This window comes from Verrucomicrobiota bacterium (genome assembly GCA_039192515.1).
Classification (GTDB): Bacteria; Verrucomicrobiota; Verrucomicrobiia; order Methylacidiphilales; family JBCCWR01; genus JBCCWR01.
The window spans coordinates 105,163-123,483 of sequence record JBCCXA010000003.1; the positions used below are offsets into that span (position 1 = coordinate 105,163).

19 protein-coding genes are annotated in these 18,321 nt (G+C 41.7%); 13 read left to right on the forward strand and 6 right to left on the reverse strand.

What is annotated here, in order from left to right; all coding sequences use genetic code 11:
* The first annotated feature begins 39 nt into the window (after positions 1-39).
* The 6 genes from AAGA18_02670 (at position 40) to AAGA18_02695 (ending at position 7,051) form a co-directional block, all read left to right on the forward strand.
* Positions 40-417 (forward strand): hypothetical protein, encoded by a 378-nt coding sequence (locus tag AAGA18_02670; GenBank protein MEM9444232.1) that lies wholly within the window; start codon positions 40-42, stop codon positions 415-417.
* A 97-nt stretch (positions 418-514) separates the two neighbouring features.
* Entirely contained in the window at positions 515-1,753 is a 1,239-nt protein-coding gene (locus AAGA18_02675; GenBank protein ID MEM9444233.1) for a J domain-containing protein, read from the forward strand.
* A 55-nt stretch (positions 1,754-1,808) separates the two neighbouring features.
* Positions 1,809-2,822 (forward strand): 3-deoxy-7-phosphoheptulonate synthase, encoded by a 1,014-nt coding sequence (aroF, locus tag AAGA18_02680; GenBank protein ID MEM9444234.1) that lies wholly within the window; start codon positions 1,809-1,811, stop codon positions 2,820-2,822.
* Positions 2,823-2,915: 93 nt separating this feature from the next.
* The gene (locus AAGA18_02685) at positions 2,916-4,379 is read left to right on the forward strand and encodes a sigma-54 dependent transcriptional regulator (protein ID MEM9444235.1); all 1,464 of its coding nucleotides are present in this window, start codon (positions 2,916-2,918) and stop codon (positions 4,377-4,379) included.
* Between the two features lie 14 nt (positions 4,380-4,393).
* Positions 4,394-5,509, forward strand: a complete 1,116-nt coding sequence (locus AAGA18_02690) for an Lrp/AsnC family transcriptional regulator (protein MEM9444236.1) — start codon at positions 4,394-4,396, stop codon at positions 5,507-5,509.
* Positions 5,510-5,575: 66 nt separating this feature from the next.
* Positions 5,576-7,051, forward strand: a complete 1,476-nt coding sequence (locus AAGA18_02695; protein ID MEM9444237.1) for an N-acetylmuramoyl-L-alanine amidase — start codon at positions 5,576-5,578, stop codon at positions 7,049-7,051.
* Positions 7,052-7,085: 34 nt separating this feature from the next.
* On the opposite strand, the gene AAGA18_02700 is transcribed toward AAGA18_02695, so the two are convergent.
* On the reverse strand, positions 7,086-7,820 hold the full coding sequence (locus AAGA18_02700) for a lysophospholipid acyltransferase family protein (GenBank protein MEM9444238.1): 735 nt from the start codon (positions 7,818-7,820) through the stop codon (positions 7,086-7,088).
* Between the two features lie 141 nt (positions 7,821-7,961).
* Here AAGA18_02700 and AAGA18_02705 point away from each other — a divergent pair, with 141 nt between their 5' ends.
* The 7 genes from AAGA18_02705 (at position 7,962) to AAGA18_02735 (ending at position 13,387) form a co-directional block, all read left to right on the forward strand.
* A complete protein-coding gene (locus tag AAGA18_02705; protein ID MEM9444239.1) occupies positions 7,962-9,176 on the forward strand; it encodes a response regulator in 1,215 nt (404 codons plus the stop codon).
* Between the two features lie 78 nt (positions 9,177-9,254).
* On the forward strand, positions 9,255-10,082 hold the full coding sequence (locus AAGA18_02710; protein ID MEM9444240.1) for a GNVR domain-containing protein: 828 nt from the start codon (positions 9,255-9,257) through the stop codon (positions 10,080-10,082).
* A gap of 173 nt (positions 10,083-10,255) precedes the next feature.
* Positions 10,256-10,720, forward strand: a complete 465-nt coding sequence (locus AAGA18_02715) for a response regulator (GenBank protein ID MEM9444241.1) — start codon at positions 10,256-10,258, stop codon at positions 10,718-10,720.
* Positions 10,721-10,826: 106 nt separating this feature from the next.
* A complete protein-coding gene (locus AAGA18_02720; GenBank protein ID MEM9444242.1) occupies positions 10,827-11,543 on the forward strand; it encodes an acyloxyacyl hydrolase in 717 nt (238 codons plus the stop codon).
* A gap of 90 nt (positions 11,544-11,633) precedes the next feature.
* A complete protein-coding gene (locus AAGA18_02725; protein ID MEM9444243.1) occupies positions 11,634-12,131 on the forward strand; it encodes a YkvA family protein in 498 nt (165 codons plus the stop codon).
* A 73-nt stretch (positions 12,132-12,204) separates the two neighbouring features.
* On the forward strand, positions 12,205-12,654 hold the full coding sequence (locus tag AAGA18_02730; GenBank protein MEM9444244.1) for a VOC family protein: 450 nt from the start codon (positions 12,205-12,207) through the stop codon (positions 12,652-12,654).
* 355 nt (positions 12,655-13,009) lie between these two features.
* A complete protein-coding gene (locus AAGA18_02735; GenBank protein MEM9444245.1) occupies positions 13,010-13,387 on the forward strand; it encodes a transcriptional repressor in 378 nt (125 codons plus the stop codon).
* Positions 13,388-13,430: 43 nt separating this feature from the next.
* On the opposite strand, the gene AAGA18_02740 is transcribed toward AAGA18_02735, so the two are convergent.
* From AAGA18_02740 to AAGA18_02760, 5 genes are read right to left on the reverse strand one after another with little or no spacing between them, the layout of a single operon-like run.
* Positions 13,431-14,858 (reverse strand): sigma-54 dependent transcriptional regulator, encoded by a 1,428-nt coding sequence (locus AAGA18_02740; GenBank protein ID MEM9444246.1) that lies wholly within the window; start codon positions 14,856-14,858, stop codon positions 13,431-13,433.
* A 23-nt stretch (positions 14,859-14,881) separates the two neighbouring features.
* Positions 14,882-16,066, reverse strand: coding sequence for a tetratricopeptide repeat protein (locus AAGA18_02745; GenBank protein MEM9444247.1), 1,185 nt, complete (start codon positions 16,064-16,066; stop codon positions 14,882-14,884).
* 43 nt (positions 16,067-16,109) lie between these two features.
* A complete protein-coding gene (locus tag AAGA18_02750) occupies positions 16,110-16,787 on the reverse strand; it encodes a hypothetical protein (protein MEM9444248.1) in 678 nt (225 codons plus the stop codon).
* Entirely contained in the window at positions 16,753-17,883 is a 1,131-nt protein-coding gene (locus AAGA18_02755; protein MEM9444249.1) for a response regulator, read from the reverse strand. Before AAGA18_02755 ends, AAGA18_02750 begins: the two co-directional genes overlap by 35 nt.
* An 8-nt stretch (positions 17,884-17,891) precedes the next feature.
* A complete protein-coding gene (locus tag AAGA18_02760) occupies positions 17,892-18,314 on the reverse strand; it encodes a chemotaxis protein CheX (protein ID MEM9444250.1) in 423 nt (140 codons plus the stop codon).
* Between the last annotated feature and the right edge of the window lie 7 nt (positions 18,315-18,321).

The following is an 18,321-nucleotide window of genomic DNA, read 5'->3' on the forward strand; positions in this document are numbered from 1 at the left end:
CTTTCCGCAAAAAACTACTTATGGCTTGATAAGTGCCTCGTGCAAAACATACTTTTTCTATCATTGTTTATTATTCTTTGCTATCTACCTGTACATGCGAGAAAAATCCCAGAGCCTTTCATACCAGAATCACAGCAAGTACGCCTTAGCGACAAACACAAAGATGATTGGGTTAGAGTGCTTATACAGCCAAATGGCTGGGGACGAACTCCTGAGGCAGCAATTGCCGACCTTGAGCGCGTTATGCGAATCTATCAAAATAAACCTGGATTCATTCTCTACGATTACAAAAAGGTTATTGCTTTTTCCAAATATCTTTACCAGTGTGATGGTCAATGCTCCTACCTTACTAAAAGAGGCTTGCGTTCACGCCGAGTTAAGCATGGTGCAAGATATTATACCTCCACAAAAAAATAAATTTCTTCATATTCTTCATTTTTCAGACATAACTATGAGAGTAGCAAACGTCAATTAAATCACCATTTTTTGGAATTAAGTCAACTGGAGAGTGACGATGGAATCAGATCTCACACCATACTATAAGACACTAGGGTTACTTCCCGGGGCAACAGAGAGCCAAATCCAGGAAGCCTACCAAGAGCTTAATAGTGTCTGGCACCCTGATCGGTTTTCCCATGATTCTCAACTATACGAGCAAGCAAAACATCAACTCAAAACCATCAACATTGCCTACAGTCGCCTCTGTACGGCTAATGTGATCACTGACACAAGAACTATTGAGATAGAAGCGAGTGGAGTCTCTGCTGTTGAAAATGCGAAGTTTGAGCAAGCCGAGCAAGAACTCTCTAAAATCAGCACGACGATCACTCCTAACACTAGAAAAAACAAGCAGAATGTCGCTAAGGAGACAAAGACCATTCAGTCATCCGGCAGACCCATCATGCGGTTGCGTTCCAATATTAAAAAGGAACCCGTCACTGTCTTTGAAACATTAAAATCTCCTAAGATCACAAATACGGAAACTCCACAATCAACTCAACAGATACCGCCACTCGCTCGACCAAGATGGAACTATCCAAAGACTTTCATTATAATCCTCCTCTTGCTCCTGAGCTTATTGGCAGTAGGTGGTTTCTATTTATATGATCCCAATCCATCATTTGATCTAGCAGATCATCAACCAGTGATCCAAGATGAAGTATTAACTGGTAAAACAAACATAGATCAAACAAAAGATGAGCCTGAAATCACACTTGTCCATGATCAAAATAATTCCATAACAACAGCGGTAACAGCTGACAAAAAAACCAAAGGAAAATCTCAGGATTTGCCTATTGTAGCTGAACAAAAAAGTGAGCTTACCAGCCAGGATCCTGCACAATCTACTCAACCTAGTTTCATAACCATTGGTTCTACTTATGAAGATGTAGAACGCATTCAAGGGACTCCTTCATCTAGAACAACCGAGCAATGGAACTATCGATTTTCCCACATCATTTTCGACAATGGAAAGGTCTCAGCCTGGACTAATACTGAAAACATACCACTTCGAGTGCAACTGCTTCCCGAAAAAACCATCAACCCAATACCCACCTATTTTACTTTCAACTCTACAAAAGATGAAGTGCTAGCCATACAAGGAACTCCTACAGTAATTACCGATCAGTATGTATGGAGATACGATTTCTCTACGATTATCTTTAATGATCAGGATCGTGTCATCCAATGGGTAGAAGACCCCTCCAATCCAAGCAGCTTAAAGGCCAGAAAAATTCATTCTCCTGGCCTCTAGACAGAAAGATAGAAATCTAGCTTTAAACTTCAGCAGTGAAAGGCACCATATACCTATGATAGTTGTTTTTCGACCCAATACTTCACAAACAGATATAGATAAAGTGACTGAAGAAGTCACAAAGCTAGGATATACTCCTCATCTTATTCAAGGAGATATCCAAACGGTAATAGCTGCCATTGGAGATGAACAAACACATGCTACTTTAGAGGCACTCAATACATGGACCTGTGTCGAATCCGTTTTACGGGTTCAAAAACGTTACAAACTTGTCAGCCGTGAAGGACGAAGCGGGACCGTTATATCTGTAGGTAACCTTAAAATAGGAGAGGGCCAAGAACTGGCAGTAATGGCAGGGCCTTGCTCGGTTGAAAGTGAAAAACAAATCATAGAAACAGCATCTAGAGTCAAGGAAGCTGGAGCAAAAATACTCAGAGGTGGCGCCTTTAAGCCTAGGACTTCTCCCTATGAATTCCAGGGCCTAGGTGCTGAGGGTCTAAAATTACTTGCTAAGGCACAAAAGGAAACCGGCCTTTACATCATTACCGAACTCCTTGCAGAAGAGGATGTTGAGCTTGTGGCTCAGTACGCTGATATTTTACAAATAGGCACCAGAAACGCTCAAAACTTTAGATTACTTACCGCAGCTGCGAAAACTGGCAAGGCCATCCTTCTTAAAAGGGGTATGAGCATGAAAATAGAAGAATGGCTCCTTGCTGCAGAGTACATTCTATCAAACGGTAATCCGAATGTTCTGCTATGTGAAAGGGGCATTCGGACTTTCGAAACCTACACGAGAAACACTTTAGATCTATCTGCTGTCGCTATAGCAAAACAAGAATCCCATCTACCTGTGATTGTAGATCCGAGCCAAGGATGCGGTAAAGCCTCTCTAGTGACTGAAATGTGTAAAGCCGCAGTTGCACTAAACACCGATGGTCTGCTCATCGAAGTTCATCCGAATCCAGCCGAAGCCCTCAGTGACGGACAACAACAAGTAGATTACGCAACTTTTGAGAGTTTAGTAAAACAGCTCCAGCCCTTTCTAGAATTGATGAATCGCAAGTAAAACTCCCTTAGGCTCTTCACTTTCCGGGACAACAAAAAGATAAGTTCCTCTTTGACTGTCACATTATAATCGATAATAATTTTTATTTGTTTTATGGCTAAAAAAGGCAAGCAAACCATACTGATTATTGACGATGAGGAGGATGTCCATTATTCCTTCGAACGTTTATTCTCCAAGGAACCGATCAAAATACTTACCTCCAACAATGGAGATGAAGGCATCAAGATTGCAAAAAAAGAAGCTCCCGATGTCGTTGTCATGGATATTCGGATGGGACGCCAAAATGGACTTGATGTATTACGAGATCTAAAACGTTCAAACCCTAAGCAGTTAGTTATTATGATGACTGCTTATGGCACTTCCCAAACAGCAATTGAAGCGATGAAACTAGGAGCCTTTGATTATATTCTTAAACCCTTTGATATTCCTCAGCTCCAAGAACTTCTTCAGCGCGCTTTAGATGCCGCTAATGCAGCCGATAACATGGTATCACTTCCAGTCAAGCTAGACCAAGATGACTTTCGCACTGGTATTGTAGGATCCGCTCCATCTATGCAACAGGTATACAAACTTGTTGGACAAGTTGCACCGTCGGGCGCTACCGCGCTTATCACTGGCGAAAGTGGCACTGGCAAGGAACTGGTTGCTAGAGCTATATACGCCAATAGCAAACGTTCTAACAAAACGTTTATTGCGATTAACTGTGCCGCGATTCCTGAGAATCTCTTAGAATCTGAACTCTTTGGACATGAAAAGGGATCCTTTACAGGTGCAGTTAGCCAAAGAATTGGTAAATTCGAACAGTGCGATGGCGGCAGCTTATTTCTCGATGAAATAGGGGAGATGCCTATGCCTATTCAATCAAAGCTCTTGCGTGTTCTTCAAGATGGAGAGTTTACACGCGTTGGCGGAAACCAAACTTTCAAAACGGATGTTCGTATCATCGCTGCTACGAATAGAAATCTCTGGCAGGCAGTGCAAAAGAAAGAATTTAGAGAGGATCTTTATTACCGTCTTAATGTCGTCACTATCAAGCTGCCTCCGCTTAAAAACCGGGTAGAGGACCTACCGAGTCTGGTTTCATATTTTATCAACAAATGGCGTCACCGCAATAACAGCGGAGCTAGCCATATCTCTCAAGAAGCACTAGAGATCATTAGTAATTACAATTGGCCAGGTAATGTGAGAGAGCTCGAGAACTGTATCCAAAGGGCTATGGTTCTCGCCACAGGAGACACGATTCTTCCGCAAGACTTGCCATTTGAAATTGCTCAATCAGCTGCTCAAAGCCAAGCCGATACACCTGTATCCGATAGTCCTCAAATTCCCTCTCCGCTTAATAACACAGATCGGGCCTATGATCTTCTTTTTCAAACAGCACGCCAAGACCCTGATTTTCAGCTGCTGCCCTCTGCAGAGAGAGAATTTATTATACGCGCACTTGAGCTTACTAGCGGAAACCAGGTTAAAGCATCCGAGCTACTCGGCATTACACGCGCAACGCTTCGCAAAAGAATTGAGAAATTCGCTATACAGAAGAGTATGAAAATATCCTAACCACGGTAACAGTAATGAGTGAACCGGCAAGCACCTCCATACCAATCGAATTCAATGATGAGATCAATTCGCGTATCTTGTCTATATCAGAAGATAAGATTCAAGGTTTTGTCAGAAAGCCAATGGAAGAAATTGCAAGGCTATCCGGAGTGAAGCTAGAAACGGTCATTGAACGCATTCAAGCTATGCTGCAAGCTGGGACAATCAGACGTGTTCGCCAAACACTTATGTCTGTTAATTTAGCGCCTGGGGCTTTAGTCGCCTGGAAGTGCCCAGAAAAAAAACTGGTAAGTGCTTTTAATTACATGTGGCAACAGGATCCATTTTCAGGGCACGTAGTTTTTCGTTCAACTGATACCGTATCAGCCGGCTCGGACTACAAATTATGGACGACTCTAAAAGTCCCTCAAGGCTATTCAATGGATAAGCATTGCGAGATTCTCATGAGTAAAACAGGCGCTACAGCTTATCGACTTATGCCTGCAAAAGGCGTTTTTGCATTGGGAGTTGGACACGTTCGACGTAAAGAAATTCTTCCTGGCGCTAAGATCGAGGGAAAAGCCAAAATGATGAAGACCTCGGTCACGAAATTAAATGAAGAAGAATGGAAAATTCTTTTAGGTCTTAAAAGAGAATTCAAGCCTGAAGAAATCACTCCAAATTTATGGCTGGTACGAGCCAAGGAAATTGGCATTGATTTCGAACGTTTCTGTGAAGTAGCCAAGAATCTAAACGATCGAGGAGTTATTGGTCGTTTTTCAACTTTCTTAGAACACGTTAAACCCTCTAAAGGGGGACAGCGCGTCACTCGATTTAATGGGTTATTTCATTGGGCAGTGCCCCAAGATAGAGTTCATGAAGCTGGCACTGAAATTGGTAGGCATCATATCCTAACGCATTGCTACTGGCGAGAAGGAGGCCCCGAATTTAAAAATGTCAACATCATGGCCGTTGCCCATGGAACAGAGAAAGCGCTTACGCTTGAGCATAAAGCAGCTATTGACAAGCACTTAGAGAACATTGGCATGCCTGTGAGCTACACCAACGTATTTTGGGGAGGAAAAAGCGAAATCAAACCCTCAGAAATCCATCCTCAAGCCTATGCTCAATGGTTAAAATCTGTTAAGTAAGCCTTATTTTATCAAGTTAAATATTTTAACAATCAACCCCTTTACTGCCGATATTTAGTGGTATAAATGTCACTGAATAAACATAGATTTGCCGTAGTGATAGGGCACAATTCTCAGCAACCTGGTGCTCGAGCTAAAGCTCCTTTAGATAAAACGGAGTACGAATTCAACAGCCAAGTTGCCGCTAAAATAGAAGAGCTTTCTCCAGACTTTGGTTTAACTGTGAAAGTCTTTCGACACTACTATACAGGACCTTACAAGCACTTGGGACTTAACACGGGCAACTATACACAAGAAATAGAGAAGACATACGAAACTGTTAAAGAATGGAAGCCAGACCTTATTGCTGAACTTCACTTCAATAAAGCAAATTCTAAAATTCGCGGAAGCAGAGTATTTACTGGCCCCGCAAAAGATTCACAAAACTTAGCACTACTGGTGAAGGAAGAATTAATGTCTGCATTTGAACGAGATGGCCAAGATAGTGGTAGTGTTATCATTAGGTCTTCTAAACACAAGGAAAGCCAATCTCTATGCGCAACTGACTCGCCCAGTGTGGTCATAGAACCTTTTTGTGGTTCTAATGAAAAGGACAGCACATACGCTGCAAATCTAGGTATTCATGGATTGGCCGAGGTATACCTGACCGCAGCGCAATGCTTTTGCCAACAGAACACTTCACTAAAAATAGGTCCGAAAGAAAAAGTTTTATTAAATACTGCGACTTCGACCATTATTGATGGAGCGCCCCAGGGCCTCTATAAAAATAAGAGCCCCATAGCTAGAGTTTCTACGCAGGAAAGCCACTCAAACTCATTAAATGACAGCCTCCTATGCTCTCAAGCGGCTGGAAGAATAAACAAAGCAAAGGACTCAAATAGAACATCGTTAATAGAACTTAATACTCCGCCTATAGACCGGCTCACCCCAACTATGCTCTTGAAAGTTTTTGCGCCCAAATATTTAGAGCAAGTAAAAATTATCAATGAAGCCATGTCACAAACCTATGATAAAACAATTGAGTTAAGCAAAGAAGATGTCTGGTTATCCCTATTTACAGAGTTGGCGCTTCATTCGAATGGGAAAATTAATACACAGTTTAAGCACCCCTCAGGTCTAACAGGGCCTATTGCGCTGCCAAGTAATCTACGCTTTTGGATTGGATCAGATTCTTTGGCTTTCAAAACCATTACTACTCCTGAGACCGATATTGAACAGTTTTTGATCTACCTAGGCCATCTTAAGAACAAATCTCTTACGACGCTAAATGGCTTTCAGATATATAGGGGACTCTTTACTTGCCCTTTAATTAAAAAAAATAATCTACACCAGGCAATTGCACTAAACCTTGTGCTAAAAGGATATTTTTGCAGTAAATCCTACAAACCGATTCAAACCCCACCCTTCAAGCACATCTTGCAAGGAATTGCCGAAGGGAAAAGTATTGCAGATTTCATGTCGAAGACTGATTTAATAGCCGAGAAAATCCAAAGATTAGATAAGCAGCATCAAATGATCAGAGAGGCTATATCTCTAGTATAATTAGTGGCTCCTTGCCACTATCGTCGGCAATGGATCACTCTTCGTGAGTCGCTTGATATAAGCGGCTAACATGCCGGTGTAATTCAACGGCTATTTTCTTGCGGTCGCTTCTATCAAAGTCATCCACTTTATAAAAGATGACTCTAGCCTCTACTCGTTTCTTCTTCATGAGATTTAGTAGATGAGGAAATAGCCGACGATTCATGCTATAACACACCTCATCGTGGGCATTACCATCTTCTAGATGGTATGATATAGCCGCTGCTGTGATCTCGTGAGGCATTTGCACTAAGGGTTCAAACAAAGCACTCTTAAAGGGTAAAACACCACGGCCTAAGCTACTCTGACCTTCGGGGAATAACGTTAGGAGATGCCCCTCTTCCATCATTTTTAGCATTTCATCCCTCATTCCCCTTACATCTGTTCGACTATTACTATCAATAAATAACACTCCGCCTAGCCGAGCAAATAGGCCTATAAAAGGCAATTTTTTAATTTTTCTGTCCGTTAAAATAACACACTTTGTAACAGAGCTAAGCACAAGCTCATCTAAGTAGCTTAAGTGATTACAGACAACTAATCCGCTCTCAGGAATCTCTCCCTTTGCCACAACACTAAACTTTAAATGTTCTAAGACTCTACAAGAAACCCCACCCAGCCATGCCGCTCGATTGATATCAAGCCTACTTGTGCAGCAGAATTTAATCAACTGATCTAGACCTGTTATACAAATTGCCAGCAAGCGAATCATACCATCTATTATCAACACTACTTTTTGAAAATATTTTGTTGCATATTTTCAATATGAAATGGGCTTAACGTGGTGTCCTATTATCTATTTCGTAGCTAAGACGCTCACTCTTTAGGACGAAGTACAAAAAGAAATCTCTAATTGAAATATTTCAAGCTTATGAAGGACAGCCCATGCATACTCTTTGTGGATGATGATAAAGATTCCTTGTATGCACTCCAAAGAGAGCTCAGGCCTCTGGAAGATAAATGGGAGATCCTTTATATCAGCCGACCCTCTGAAGCCATCTCAACTTTAGAAAGTCGAAAGATTGACATCATTATCTCGGACATGCGTATGCCTTTCATGAATGGTTCTGAACTGCTGAACTATGTCATGTTTCGTTTCCCAGAAACGATTCGATTCATCCTATCTAGTTTTGCTGACCAGGACTTAGTTATTAAATGCATAGGATCAACTCACCAATATTTGGCAAAACCATGCAAGTTAGAAGTAATCGAAAATACCATCACGCAAGCTATCAAGACGCGTCAGTCTATGAAACGAGAGGCACTCAGTCGTTTTGTGGCCAAAATCGGGCACTTCCCGAGAATCCCTCCCATGTATGTCAAAATGATAGAAAAAGTACAGGATCCAAATGTTAAGACGGTGGATTTTATCAAAATCATAGAACTCGATCCAATTGTCAGTGCGAAAATAATTTGCACTGCGAACTCCAGCTACTTCAAATTACCTGATAATATCGCTACTTTAGAGGCCGCCATTCAACATTTAGGCATCGATATGATTAAACATCTTGTCTTAGCACTAAAAGCTTTCGACGCCTTGAAAGTTCCGGATTTTTATTCATTCAAAGACGACAAACTATGGAATCACAGTCTAGAGGTCGCAAATATCTCACAAAAACTATTTCAATTAGAAGGCTTTAGTGCAGTAGAACAACAAACTGCATTTATATCAGGCTTACTACATGACATTGGAAAGCAAGTTTTAGCGAGTAATTTTCCAGATGAATATGGCGAGGCCGTAGAACTTTCATTAGACACTGAACTAGACTCATTAATCGCTGAGCAAGGCTGTTTTGAAGTCAACCATGCAGACGTGGGTGGATATCTGCTAGCACTTTGGGGACTACCAGACCCTATTGTCGAGGCAATCTTTCTGCATCACTCACCACGCTCATCCTCAAATCAGAATTTTTCCCCGCTGTATGCTGTCCATGTCGCAAACTATCTGGCTCATAGGCGAAATAGAAGCGCTCACATTGAAAACTTTATATTGGACGTCGACCTGCTAAATAATATCGGTGTAGGCAATCGAATTGAGAAATGGGCTACAGAATTGGACATTTGTGAATCAGTCGCACTTAGCTAAGCTAGGTTTATCTTGAGCCTTACTCATCTTCCATTTGCACCATTGCTTTCAAAAAAACTTGCCATAAGATCTTTTGTTATGCTCAAAACGCGAATCTATATAGGCCTATTCATATTTGTACTCTGTGTGGGTTCTGGACTTTGGTATGGAAACAATATTCCCAAGCAATACAAGGCTTCGGCTAAGATCGAAATTGCACAATTCCTTACTCTTCCTCCTGAGAAAAAGACTGAAACATTTCAAAAGCTAGTAGAACAAATAAAATCAAAAGATGTCGTCTACCCGGTTATCCATGAACTCAGCCTTGTTGCGATTTTCGCAGAGCATACTAATTTACCTTCCAAGGATTTTACCCTGGAACGTATCTATAACTTTCTGCATCAGGATTTTATACAGATTTCACAAGATGAAGACCCTTCAAAGATTACTATTACCGCCTTTTTTTGGGAACCAAATCTCTCATCACAGCTAGCCAATGGCATAGTCAACAGCTATCTACAAAATCTCACAATGCAAGCGACTTCAGAATTAAGCAAAGCCGAAGGCCTTTCTATCTTGAAACAGAAGTTGACCTCTCAAGAAACTAGAATCGAAGAAATAGAATTATCCCTTAATCAAGCCTCTGACACCATATCAAAGAATGAAAGAATCCAACTGAAAGATAAGTTAGAACTAGAAAAAAATCTTTATCAACAATTAAAATCCGATCTTACTCAAACATTGGCTTTCATTCCGATTAATGGTCAAGTGCCTCCGACACAGTCTGAGGCGAAAGTTTTGAATCAAGCGCAAACCCCTCTAACCCATTACAAGCCAAAACTCATCATCGTGCTATGCTTTTCAGGTCTCCTAGGACTTTTTGTAAGTATTATAGTAGGTGCTTTATTCCCTCTAGATTGGAATTAGAACCATCTCTATAGTCTCTAGAACTTTTGAGATTGCCTCAACTCTCTGCGTCTTAAAATCCGAGCATGAATTCTACGACTTTTGGGTAATTTACGGTAGAGATATATTCCGATTTTTAGCTAACACTTATCATGCTTCTTTCTTCAAATCTTAGGACTAAGGAAGTAACTTCCATGACCAATGGAAAAGATTTTCCATGTTTTAAGTTAAAAGTTTTATCAACGATTCTATATGCTATGATCAGGACTGCACTTATAGTAGAGGACGATGAGTTGATGGGCAGAATGCTTAGCCTAATGCTCAAAAAAATGGGTTTTACTACCGTCAAGGCACTAACTGCAAAGGAAGCTTTGAGCGCTTCTGGAAAACACTATAAAGACCCATTTTGCATTGCTATCATTGACCTTAATCTACCGGATACAAACGGTGCAGATCTACTGATGTCACTACATTTAGCTAACCCAAATTTACCTGCACTGCTATGCACTGGTATGGTTGATGATACCATTGCTACAATGAGTTACTCAAATTTCGGTTTTGATGGGGTATTATGTAAGCCTTTCAATGAACGGGAATTAAGACAATCCATTACGAAAGTCCTTGAGTGCCATCATAGCGAGAAGGTTCTATTAGCCTAAAGCAGTTCGTGATCAACTAAGCTGAGATCCACCCGTTTATTACCGTAAAAACTTGGCTTTTTCCTTGAAAGGATACTCACTTACCCCGATTGTGTAGTATTCCAGTGTGAGTAAGATTATGAACGGATATCACTTTTTCTTTAAAATAGTCAAGCTAACTAATTTAACACTCATGACAGGCTTATGGGCGAGTCATTTGATGGCCCAGCCTAGACCAATTACCGAAGCATCGCTACTCGACAACAAACCCACAGCTAAAAATCAAACTGATGGTATCGATTATAACTATCTAGTAGAAATTACTAGCGGTTTCGCTGTCGGCAACATTAGAGTAGACGGACTAGACGGCCATAACGCTATCCCAATAAATCTAACCCTTGGCATTCCAGTAGATGATGTATCACTCGATGATTTTGCAGGTGGAGTATTTCGCGGAAATACTGATTTTCTCTTCAAAAGCACAAACTTTATACTAGATGGGACACAGGAAGACCGCCTATTTGGTTTTAGCTTTGGTCCCCGCTACAACTTCATTCAACCCAATTGGCCCATTATACCTTTCGCAGAAGGTTTGGTTGGGTTTGGTTTTGTAAATTCTGATCCCAGAATAGACCCTTCGGGAGAACAGTTTGGATCCGGACAAGATTTTAATTTCTTGTTTTCTGTAGCAATCGGCTTTCGATATGATATCACCGACCAAGCCTTTCTAAGACTGGCTGCTGTTTATACACATGTATCCAACGCAGATCTATCACTTCCAGAATTTGAAAATAAGGCATTGGATATGATAGGGCCCGAGTTATCACTCGGTTGGAAATTTTAAGACCATTTCACTTGCCAGTCTTGTCCAGTATCTGCACTCAATTATTTCAACCGAGTTGTGATCTAACGAATCTACCAGTATATTGTTGATATGGCTAGAGATGCTTCTCAGGACAAACCTATTAAAATCAAAAACAACCCAACTTTTCTACAATCAAGCTCTTTTCGTAATGCTCAATCAAAAGCTGAAAGCTATGCCAATAATCCTTTAAAGCTTGAGGAGCTTATGAAAGAGGCTCAAAATAAGTCGAAACGCATCCATAAAGGGCCCCTCCTAGAAATTTGGAGCTACCTCATGGCTATGTTTAGGCTTATACGTGCCTATTATTCGAAAACCTATAGACACATTCCTTGGTCTAGCATCCTCATGATTATAGCTGGAATTGTTTACTTTGTGTCACCAATGGATATGATTCCCGATTGGATTCCAGCACTAGGTTTTCTCGACGATGCTGCCGTTCTTGGCTTTCTTATCAAAATGCTGCGTAATGACCTCAACAGGTTTATGAAATGGGAAGAAACCCAAATAGTTCCTGGAGACAAAGCTCCTCCAAAGCCCACCACCACACCCGCTCTACCAGATACGTAGAGAGAATCTTCCGCAACTAGATAATTCACTCCGATCCGTTGACAAGAAGGCCACTCTCTTTAAGCTAACAACTATGACGTGTCAAACTGAGCCCACTGTTTCCTTGTCCCTTACCGTAAAAGACGCCTCTTCAGCTATAGAATTTTATACTCAAGCCTTCGGAGCAAAAGAGGTTTTTCGCATGCCAGGGCCTGACGGTGGGGTTGCCCACGCAGAGTTTATGATTGGCAACACACAGATTTATATTTCAGAGGAATCAAAGGAGTGGCACGCCTTCGCCATGGCTAAGGGTAACACAGCTTCATGCCTTTTTTCTATTCGCACCGAAGACTGTGGCCATGCATTCGAGCTAGCTGTAGAAGCCGGTGCAGAACCTTTAAGCCAGCCAACATACCAATTCTGGGGTGCCCAGTCAGCTGTGATTAGAGACCCCTATGGCTATCGCTGGTCACTCATTCAAAAAGTTGAAGACCTTACGCCTGATGAAATCATGCAGAGAGCTAAGAAGTTATTTTCTGCATAACCTAACTCAACTGCCCTGTCTCAACCCAAATGACACCATAGAGATTTAAAAGATCTACACAAGATCTTGGCCGCAAGAAGCGTAAAGTCTCCCAGGGGGGTCACCTATTATGACCCAAGTCCCTAACTCTACCCGGATTGGTAGACCGCGCGTGATAGTTTCACTGTTAACTAGCTATGAGAACTACGACCAGACAATATGATTGGATATATCTTAGTCGACTCTCTCTTACTCCTGTCTCAAGCTTTTACCCATCTCGTTCAGCTAGTATGACGTAATCCAGATCAACCCTCACCTTCACAACTTGGCAAAAGAGTAGTTGAACCCATTACTAGATATCCAGTAAGTTTATCTCGTGGAACGCAAAACTCGCCAACAAGAAGCTATATCACTCGTGCTCAAAGAGTCAGATATGCCTTTAACCCCACAGGAAGTGCTTCTCAGGGCGAAAAAGCATGTATCAAACATTGGGATAGCAACCGTTTATCGGGGCCTTAAGCGTCTATTAGAGCTCAATTTAGTCGCATTGGTCGAAATACCTGGCACTCCCCCTCATTACGAATCTACGGAGAAAAGACACCACCACCACTTTGTATGCCGTTCCTGTGAGAAAATTTTTGACATTGATGGCTGTATTGATGGAGTTGATAACATTGCTCCTAAGAATTTCAAGGTCGACTCGCATGAAATCACACTATACGGGATCTGCGTTAAATGCCTACCAGATAGCTAAATGTTAGACTCAGGATATTTCCAAGAGTTCCAAAATATAACCTCTAGCCAATATCTAGAGTAGTTTCAGACTCATTACCACTTGCACTCGCATTTCTTTGCGCTTTGGCTTTCTCCTCACGGTCAGCATACTCATGAAGCTTGTTGCGTAATGTACGAACATTAATATCGAGCAGTTTAGCAGCTTCGTTACGATTTCCCTTCGTTCGCTTGAGCGCAAGCCCTATCAACCTTTCTTCCATTTGTGAAACCGACGGGAAGGTGTCACGAGTGTCTAAGACAGAATCTACCGGTGATGAAGGAGTCATGACAAAATCACTGAACTCAAGTTCACGTCCTTGTTCAGACAAGATTACAGCACGCTCTGCGTAATTCTGCAATTCACGCACATTACCTGGCCAATGATATCCACCAAGCTGCTGCATAGCTAGTAGGCTGACATTAGGCATTTCCTTGTTGTGCTTCTTAGCAAAACGTTCAAGAAAGCATTCTAGCAAAAAGTCCACTTCCCCCTTGCGGGATCTCAAAGGAGGCACTTTGATTGGAACTACGTTTAATCTAAAATATAAATCTTGTCGAAACTCACCCCTGTCTACAGCCTTTGATAAATCTCTATTAGTGGTAGCAATTATCCTTACATCCGATTTTAGTGTTCGTGTTCCGCCTACTCTTTCAAATTCTTGCTCCTGCAAGACCCTGAGGAGCTTGGCTTGTAAGCTTGGGTCTATCTCCGTTACCTCATCTAGCAATAAGGTTCCCGTATTTGCTAGCTCAAATCTTCCTTCTCTCCTCGCTGTTGCTCCTGTGAAAGCACCCTTCTCGTGCCCAAAAAATTCGCTTTCAAGTAGGTTTTCAGGAACCGCAGCACAATTCACTTTGATATAAGGTTTAGATTTACGAGCACTTTCCATATGAATCGCATGAGCAATTAACTCTTTACCCGTGCCACTTTCCCCTTCGATTAGGACTGTTGCATTTGTAGGACCTACTCGCTTGATCAAGCGATAGATCCGTTCCATTTCTTCACTACGAAAAAGTAGATGTCCTGTAGAGCCGTCCTCCGTGGCAAGTCTTTCACGTAAGTAGGTGTTTTCAGTCTCTAACTTTCTTTTCTCCTCAAGCTGATCTATGGCAACGCTAAATTGAGGGATTGTAAAAGGCTTTAGAAGATAGTTGGCGGCACCTAACTGCATTGCTTCAACAGCTGTCTCAATTGTGCCAAAACCTGTCATAAGAACAATCTCAACATCGTTGGTAATTTTCTTGATTGACTGAAGCAGCTCAAGGCCATTCCCGTCTGGTAACATAAGATCTATCACCACTAAATCTGCTGGCTCCCTTTTCTGCTCTTCGAGCGCTTGTTGGCAATTGACGACGGCCACCGTCGTCAAATGTTGTTTTTGCAGATGACTTACTAGCATCCTTCTAATCAAAGGATCATCATCCACTATCATAATTCGCTCAAATGACATATATTACCCTCCAATAGGCCTCACTAGTCCTCACGGACTTTTCTTGCTCGAAGCACCTCTATTTTTTCTTGAACTAAAGTTTCCGTTTCATTAAGCCTCTGTTTCCAATTTTGCCAAACCTGGTCTTCTTCAGGCAACTCCATTGCTAAGAGTGCATCTTTATCTCGGTTCAATAACATAAGATAATATCTACGTATGGCCTCTAACTCAGCTGTCTGCTCCATCTTTGAAAGAGTATCTAGCACCTCGACCTGGCCCTCTAGATTGGTGCGCCAATTCGCTAATAAAAATTTTGCACATCGCTCTCGCCAATACGCAGCATTCTCCTGATCTAAACTCTTTACTACCCATATAAAACTGTTCAGCGACTTCACCTGCATTTCATGCTCATTCTTCAGTCCATACAATTGGACCAACCTTAACCAAGCTTCGGGTGAAAAAGGGTGAAAAGGCCCTACCGCAAGAGCATTGTTATACAATTCTATCGCTTCGTCAACTTGATGCATCTGATAAGCGCAATCCGCTTCTCGATAAATACTGCTCTCCACGAGCACTCCAGCGCCCGGTTCTTGTTTCTTAAAACGAGCAAATAGTTCACGCGCTCTTGGCCAATTTCCCCTTTGATACTCAGTTTCTGCAAGAGCCCATTTAGCAACTTTACTTAGCATCATCGGATAAGTAGTTGCTTCACCTTTGCTATTAGACACCTTCAGGACGCTTGTTGACATCGTAAGATAAAAATTCTCTCGAGCTCTATCGTAAGCCGCAACTTCCATATAACATTGACCTAATAAGAAGTGAACATAGGGGACTTCAATGTGATGAGGGAATTGATCAAGCCAAGAATGAAGCCAAACTATTCCCTCTGCTACATCTCCATTATCCAGCGCTAAACTTGCTTGCAACATCGTCGCCAAGGCACGTTCATCAACCGTCAAATCGGATCTCAGCAATAAAGTGTCTAGTAAGGATTTCGCCATAATCCCATCACCTTGCTCTAAGATACGCCCGATGATAGTCAAGGGTGTTACTACTTCATCACCATCTAGCTCTACCGCATCCAGCTCCGAGACTGGAACTTCACCGCCAAAAAATGTAAATTCGTCCAATTCTTCAGGCATAAATTCTTGAGATTGCAGCTCGACAGATTCTTGATTGCCTGCCTCCGATTCTTTATGGGAATCTGCATACAGCTGCCCTGCATACATACAAAAAGATGCAAGTAGACATACTGTGCTCTTACTTCTCAATCTATTTTTCATTTTTTCTTGGAGTGGTGTAAATCACAGCACTACTGTCACTTTTTTGACCGGAGGAAGTTACTCCTGAGTAGGGAAACCTCATTTCAAAAAAAACTCGATTAGCCTTATCATAAGTGGGCTTTATATCTGGAGTCTTCTCATAATTCTTATTAGCTTTGACAGCCTTTTCCACGGCTGAAGCATCGTTTTTTAGCCAATCTACAAATGGAGCTACTGTTATCTCCTCGAGAGCTTTCGCTTCCTCCTCTTTCTTTGGAGCGATTACTGCCTTTTCATTTTGAACTGTGGAGGCACTTGTTTCAGCTGAAACTGCGCCTTGTAAATCCTTGCTTTGCTCAACGGAGCGGTCTTTGACTGGGTCACGAGGAATGGTTTTAATCTGCCTCATTAAAAGACCTCTGGGTCTTACGCCCATAGGCTGTAAAATATCTGGGACGTGCTCCGGGATGTAATAACTCCCGTCCACTCCTATACCCGCCCTGAAGTCATCTCCTTTAGCATAAGGAATGCCATCCACGGGAAAGACTACTTTCGGCTTCAATTTAGGATGCAATTGTCTCTCAACTACTTCTTCAGCAACACATGTAGCCCCCGCTAGGATAGAGAATAACACATACCCCTTCAGCCAATTCTTAGAAACTTTCCAATGCTTTTGCACGATCTTCAAATAACTCCAGGTCTTTGGTCTCTTCAAACGCTTTCGCTTGTTCCGCGAAGTCTGAAGATCCTACCACCTTGTAATTCACCCCTAAATCTCTACAACTCTTGATGATCTGTAAGAATAATTTTATGATCACCATGTCGATCTTACTTACTTTACTCGCATCTATAACTAATTTTTCCTGCCCACTCTCGACCATTTCTTTCGATTTAGAGACTATATGATTTCCTATATCCGTTTGGACAAACTTATCGATCTGGGCAGGGATAGTCAGATAAACAACTCCCTTGTCTTCTGCAAAATATCGCTTTGAGGTATCAATATTCATCGCCCGTGTCATGCGATTCATCAACTCTCCTAAATCGAGAGGCTTGGTAATAATCGCATTAAAACCCATAGACTGAGCGGTACTCTGCTCTTCGATAGCCGTTTTTACACTCATTCCAAATATAGGAACTGATTTAGTGCGAGCATTCGCACGGGTCATTTGATAAAAGTTAAATGCCCCGCGCTCTGGCATAGATAGGCTAATTAAGATAAGATCTGGCACCTCTTTTGAGGTGTAGTCCACACCCTCAGCACATTGACCCACACCAATAATTTTCCATGGGGTGCTGCTTGCTGCCTCTTTAATTTGCTCAATTATTGCAGGTTTATCATCGACTACTAGAATATTTGCAGCGTCCTCAAGATCCTTAGCTTTGCCTTCCTCTTGACCCTTTATTTGAAGATCTAATATGCGTCCTACACGCTCGGCAATAAGCCCTTCGGTAAAGGGTTTGATGATGTAATCGCGAATACCAATCTTAGCTATTCGAACAACATTCTCTTTACCTGCTTCAGCAGTAAGCATGATGACTGGAATATCCTTTAGAGTCGGGTCAGATTTCAGCTTTGTTAAAGTCTCTACACCATCCATTACTGGCATAGTCACATCTAATAAAATGAGATCCGGATTCTCCCTAGTAGCAACAGCAAGCCCCTCTACACCATTTGAGGCATAAAAAAGTTCCAGGTTGTAATTCTTAAATGCCTTGCCAATGACCATGTGTATCATCTTACTATCATCGACACTGAGTAATTTGGGCGTTCTAGTATTCATATTTTTTGTTATTTCTCCAATTTTGCAAAGAGGCAAATGTTTACTTTGTGTTCTGTTGAGTTGATTGAAAGTTCTCCGCTTAAAACTATTTCTTTTTCTACACTGTCGATATTAATATCAGACCCTCTTAGCACAGTGGGAATACTTAGTGTGCAGGGATAACCTTGATCGCACATCTTTGACTTTAAATTACCCGTGACCATATTGGTTAGCTCGCCAACCACATCGTTAACATCATCTACGCTAATACTATCTGGACTACTACCCATCAAACCACTGGCAATTTCTGCAGCTAATCGCTCCGGCATATTTAAATATAAAATACCAATTGTCTTACCGGTGACACTCACATTACCCGTCACACCTGAAAAATTTGTTGGGGCCTCTGAGTCTATTATCTTACTACCGTCATCAATCTCAAGGCTAGCCATCGTAGAG

Excerpts from the sequence above, each read along its gene's own strand:
- AAGA18_02725 (MEM9444243.1), top strand. The coding sequence starts at position 11,634 with ATGGCTAGAGATGCTTCTCAGGACAAACCTATTAAAATCAAAAACAAC.
- AAGA18_02755 (MEM9444249.1), bottom strand. The coding sequence starts at position 17,883 with ATGAATACTAGAACGCCCAAATTACTCAGTGTCGATGATAGTAAGATG.
- AAGA18_02675 (MEM9444233.1), top strand. The coding sequence starts at position 515 with ATGGAATCAGATCTCACACCATACTATAAGACACTAGGGTTACTTCCC.
- AAGA18_02685 (MEM9444235.1), top strand. The coding sequence starts at position 2,916 with ATGGCTAAAAAAGGCAAGCAAACCATACTGATTATTGACGATGAGGAG.
- AAGA18_02710 (MEM9444240.1), top strand. The coding sequence starts at position 9,255 with ATGCTCAAAACGCGAATCTATATAGGCCTATTCATATTTGTACTCTGT.
- aroF (MEM9444234.1), top strand. The coding sequence starts at position 1,809 with ATGATAGTTGTTTTTCGACCCAATACTTCACAAACAGATATAGATAAA.
- AAGA18_02730 (MEM9444244.1), top strand. The coding sequence starts at position 12,205 with ATGACGTGTCAAACTGAGCCCACTGTTTCCTTGTCCCTTACCGTAAAA.
- AAGA18_02695 (MEM9444237.1), top strand. The coding sequence starts at position 5,576 with ATGTCACTGAATAAACATAGATTTGCCGTAGTGATAGGGCACAATTCT.
- AAGA18_02740 (MEM9444246.1), bottom strand. The coding sequence starts at position 14,858 with ATGTCATTTGAGCGAATTATGATAGTGGATGATGATCCTTTGATTAGA.
- AAGA18_02715 (MEM9444241.1), top strand. The coding sequence starts at position 10,256 with ATGACCAATGGAAAAGATTTTCCATGTTTTAAGTTAAAAGTTTTATCA.
- AAGA18_02745 (MEM9444247.1), bottom strand. The coding sequence starts at position 16,066 with ATGTATGCAGGGCAGCTGTATGCAGATTCCCATAAAGAATCGGAGGCA.
- AAGA18_02760 (MEM9444250.1), bottom strand. The coding sequence starts at position 18,314 with ATGGCTAGCCTTGAGATTGATGACGGTAGTAAGATAATAGACTCAGAG.
- AAGA18_02690 (MEM9444236.1), top strand. The coding sequence starts at position 4,394 with ATGAGTGAACCGGCAAGCACCTCCATACCAATCGAATTCAATGATGAG.
- AAGA18_02705 (MEM9444239.1), top strand. The coding sequence starts at position 7,962 with ATGAAGGACAGCCCATGCATACTCTTTGTGGATGATGATAAAGATTCC.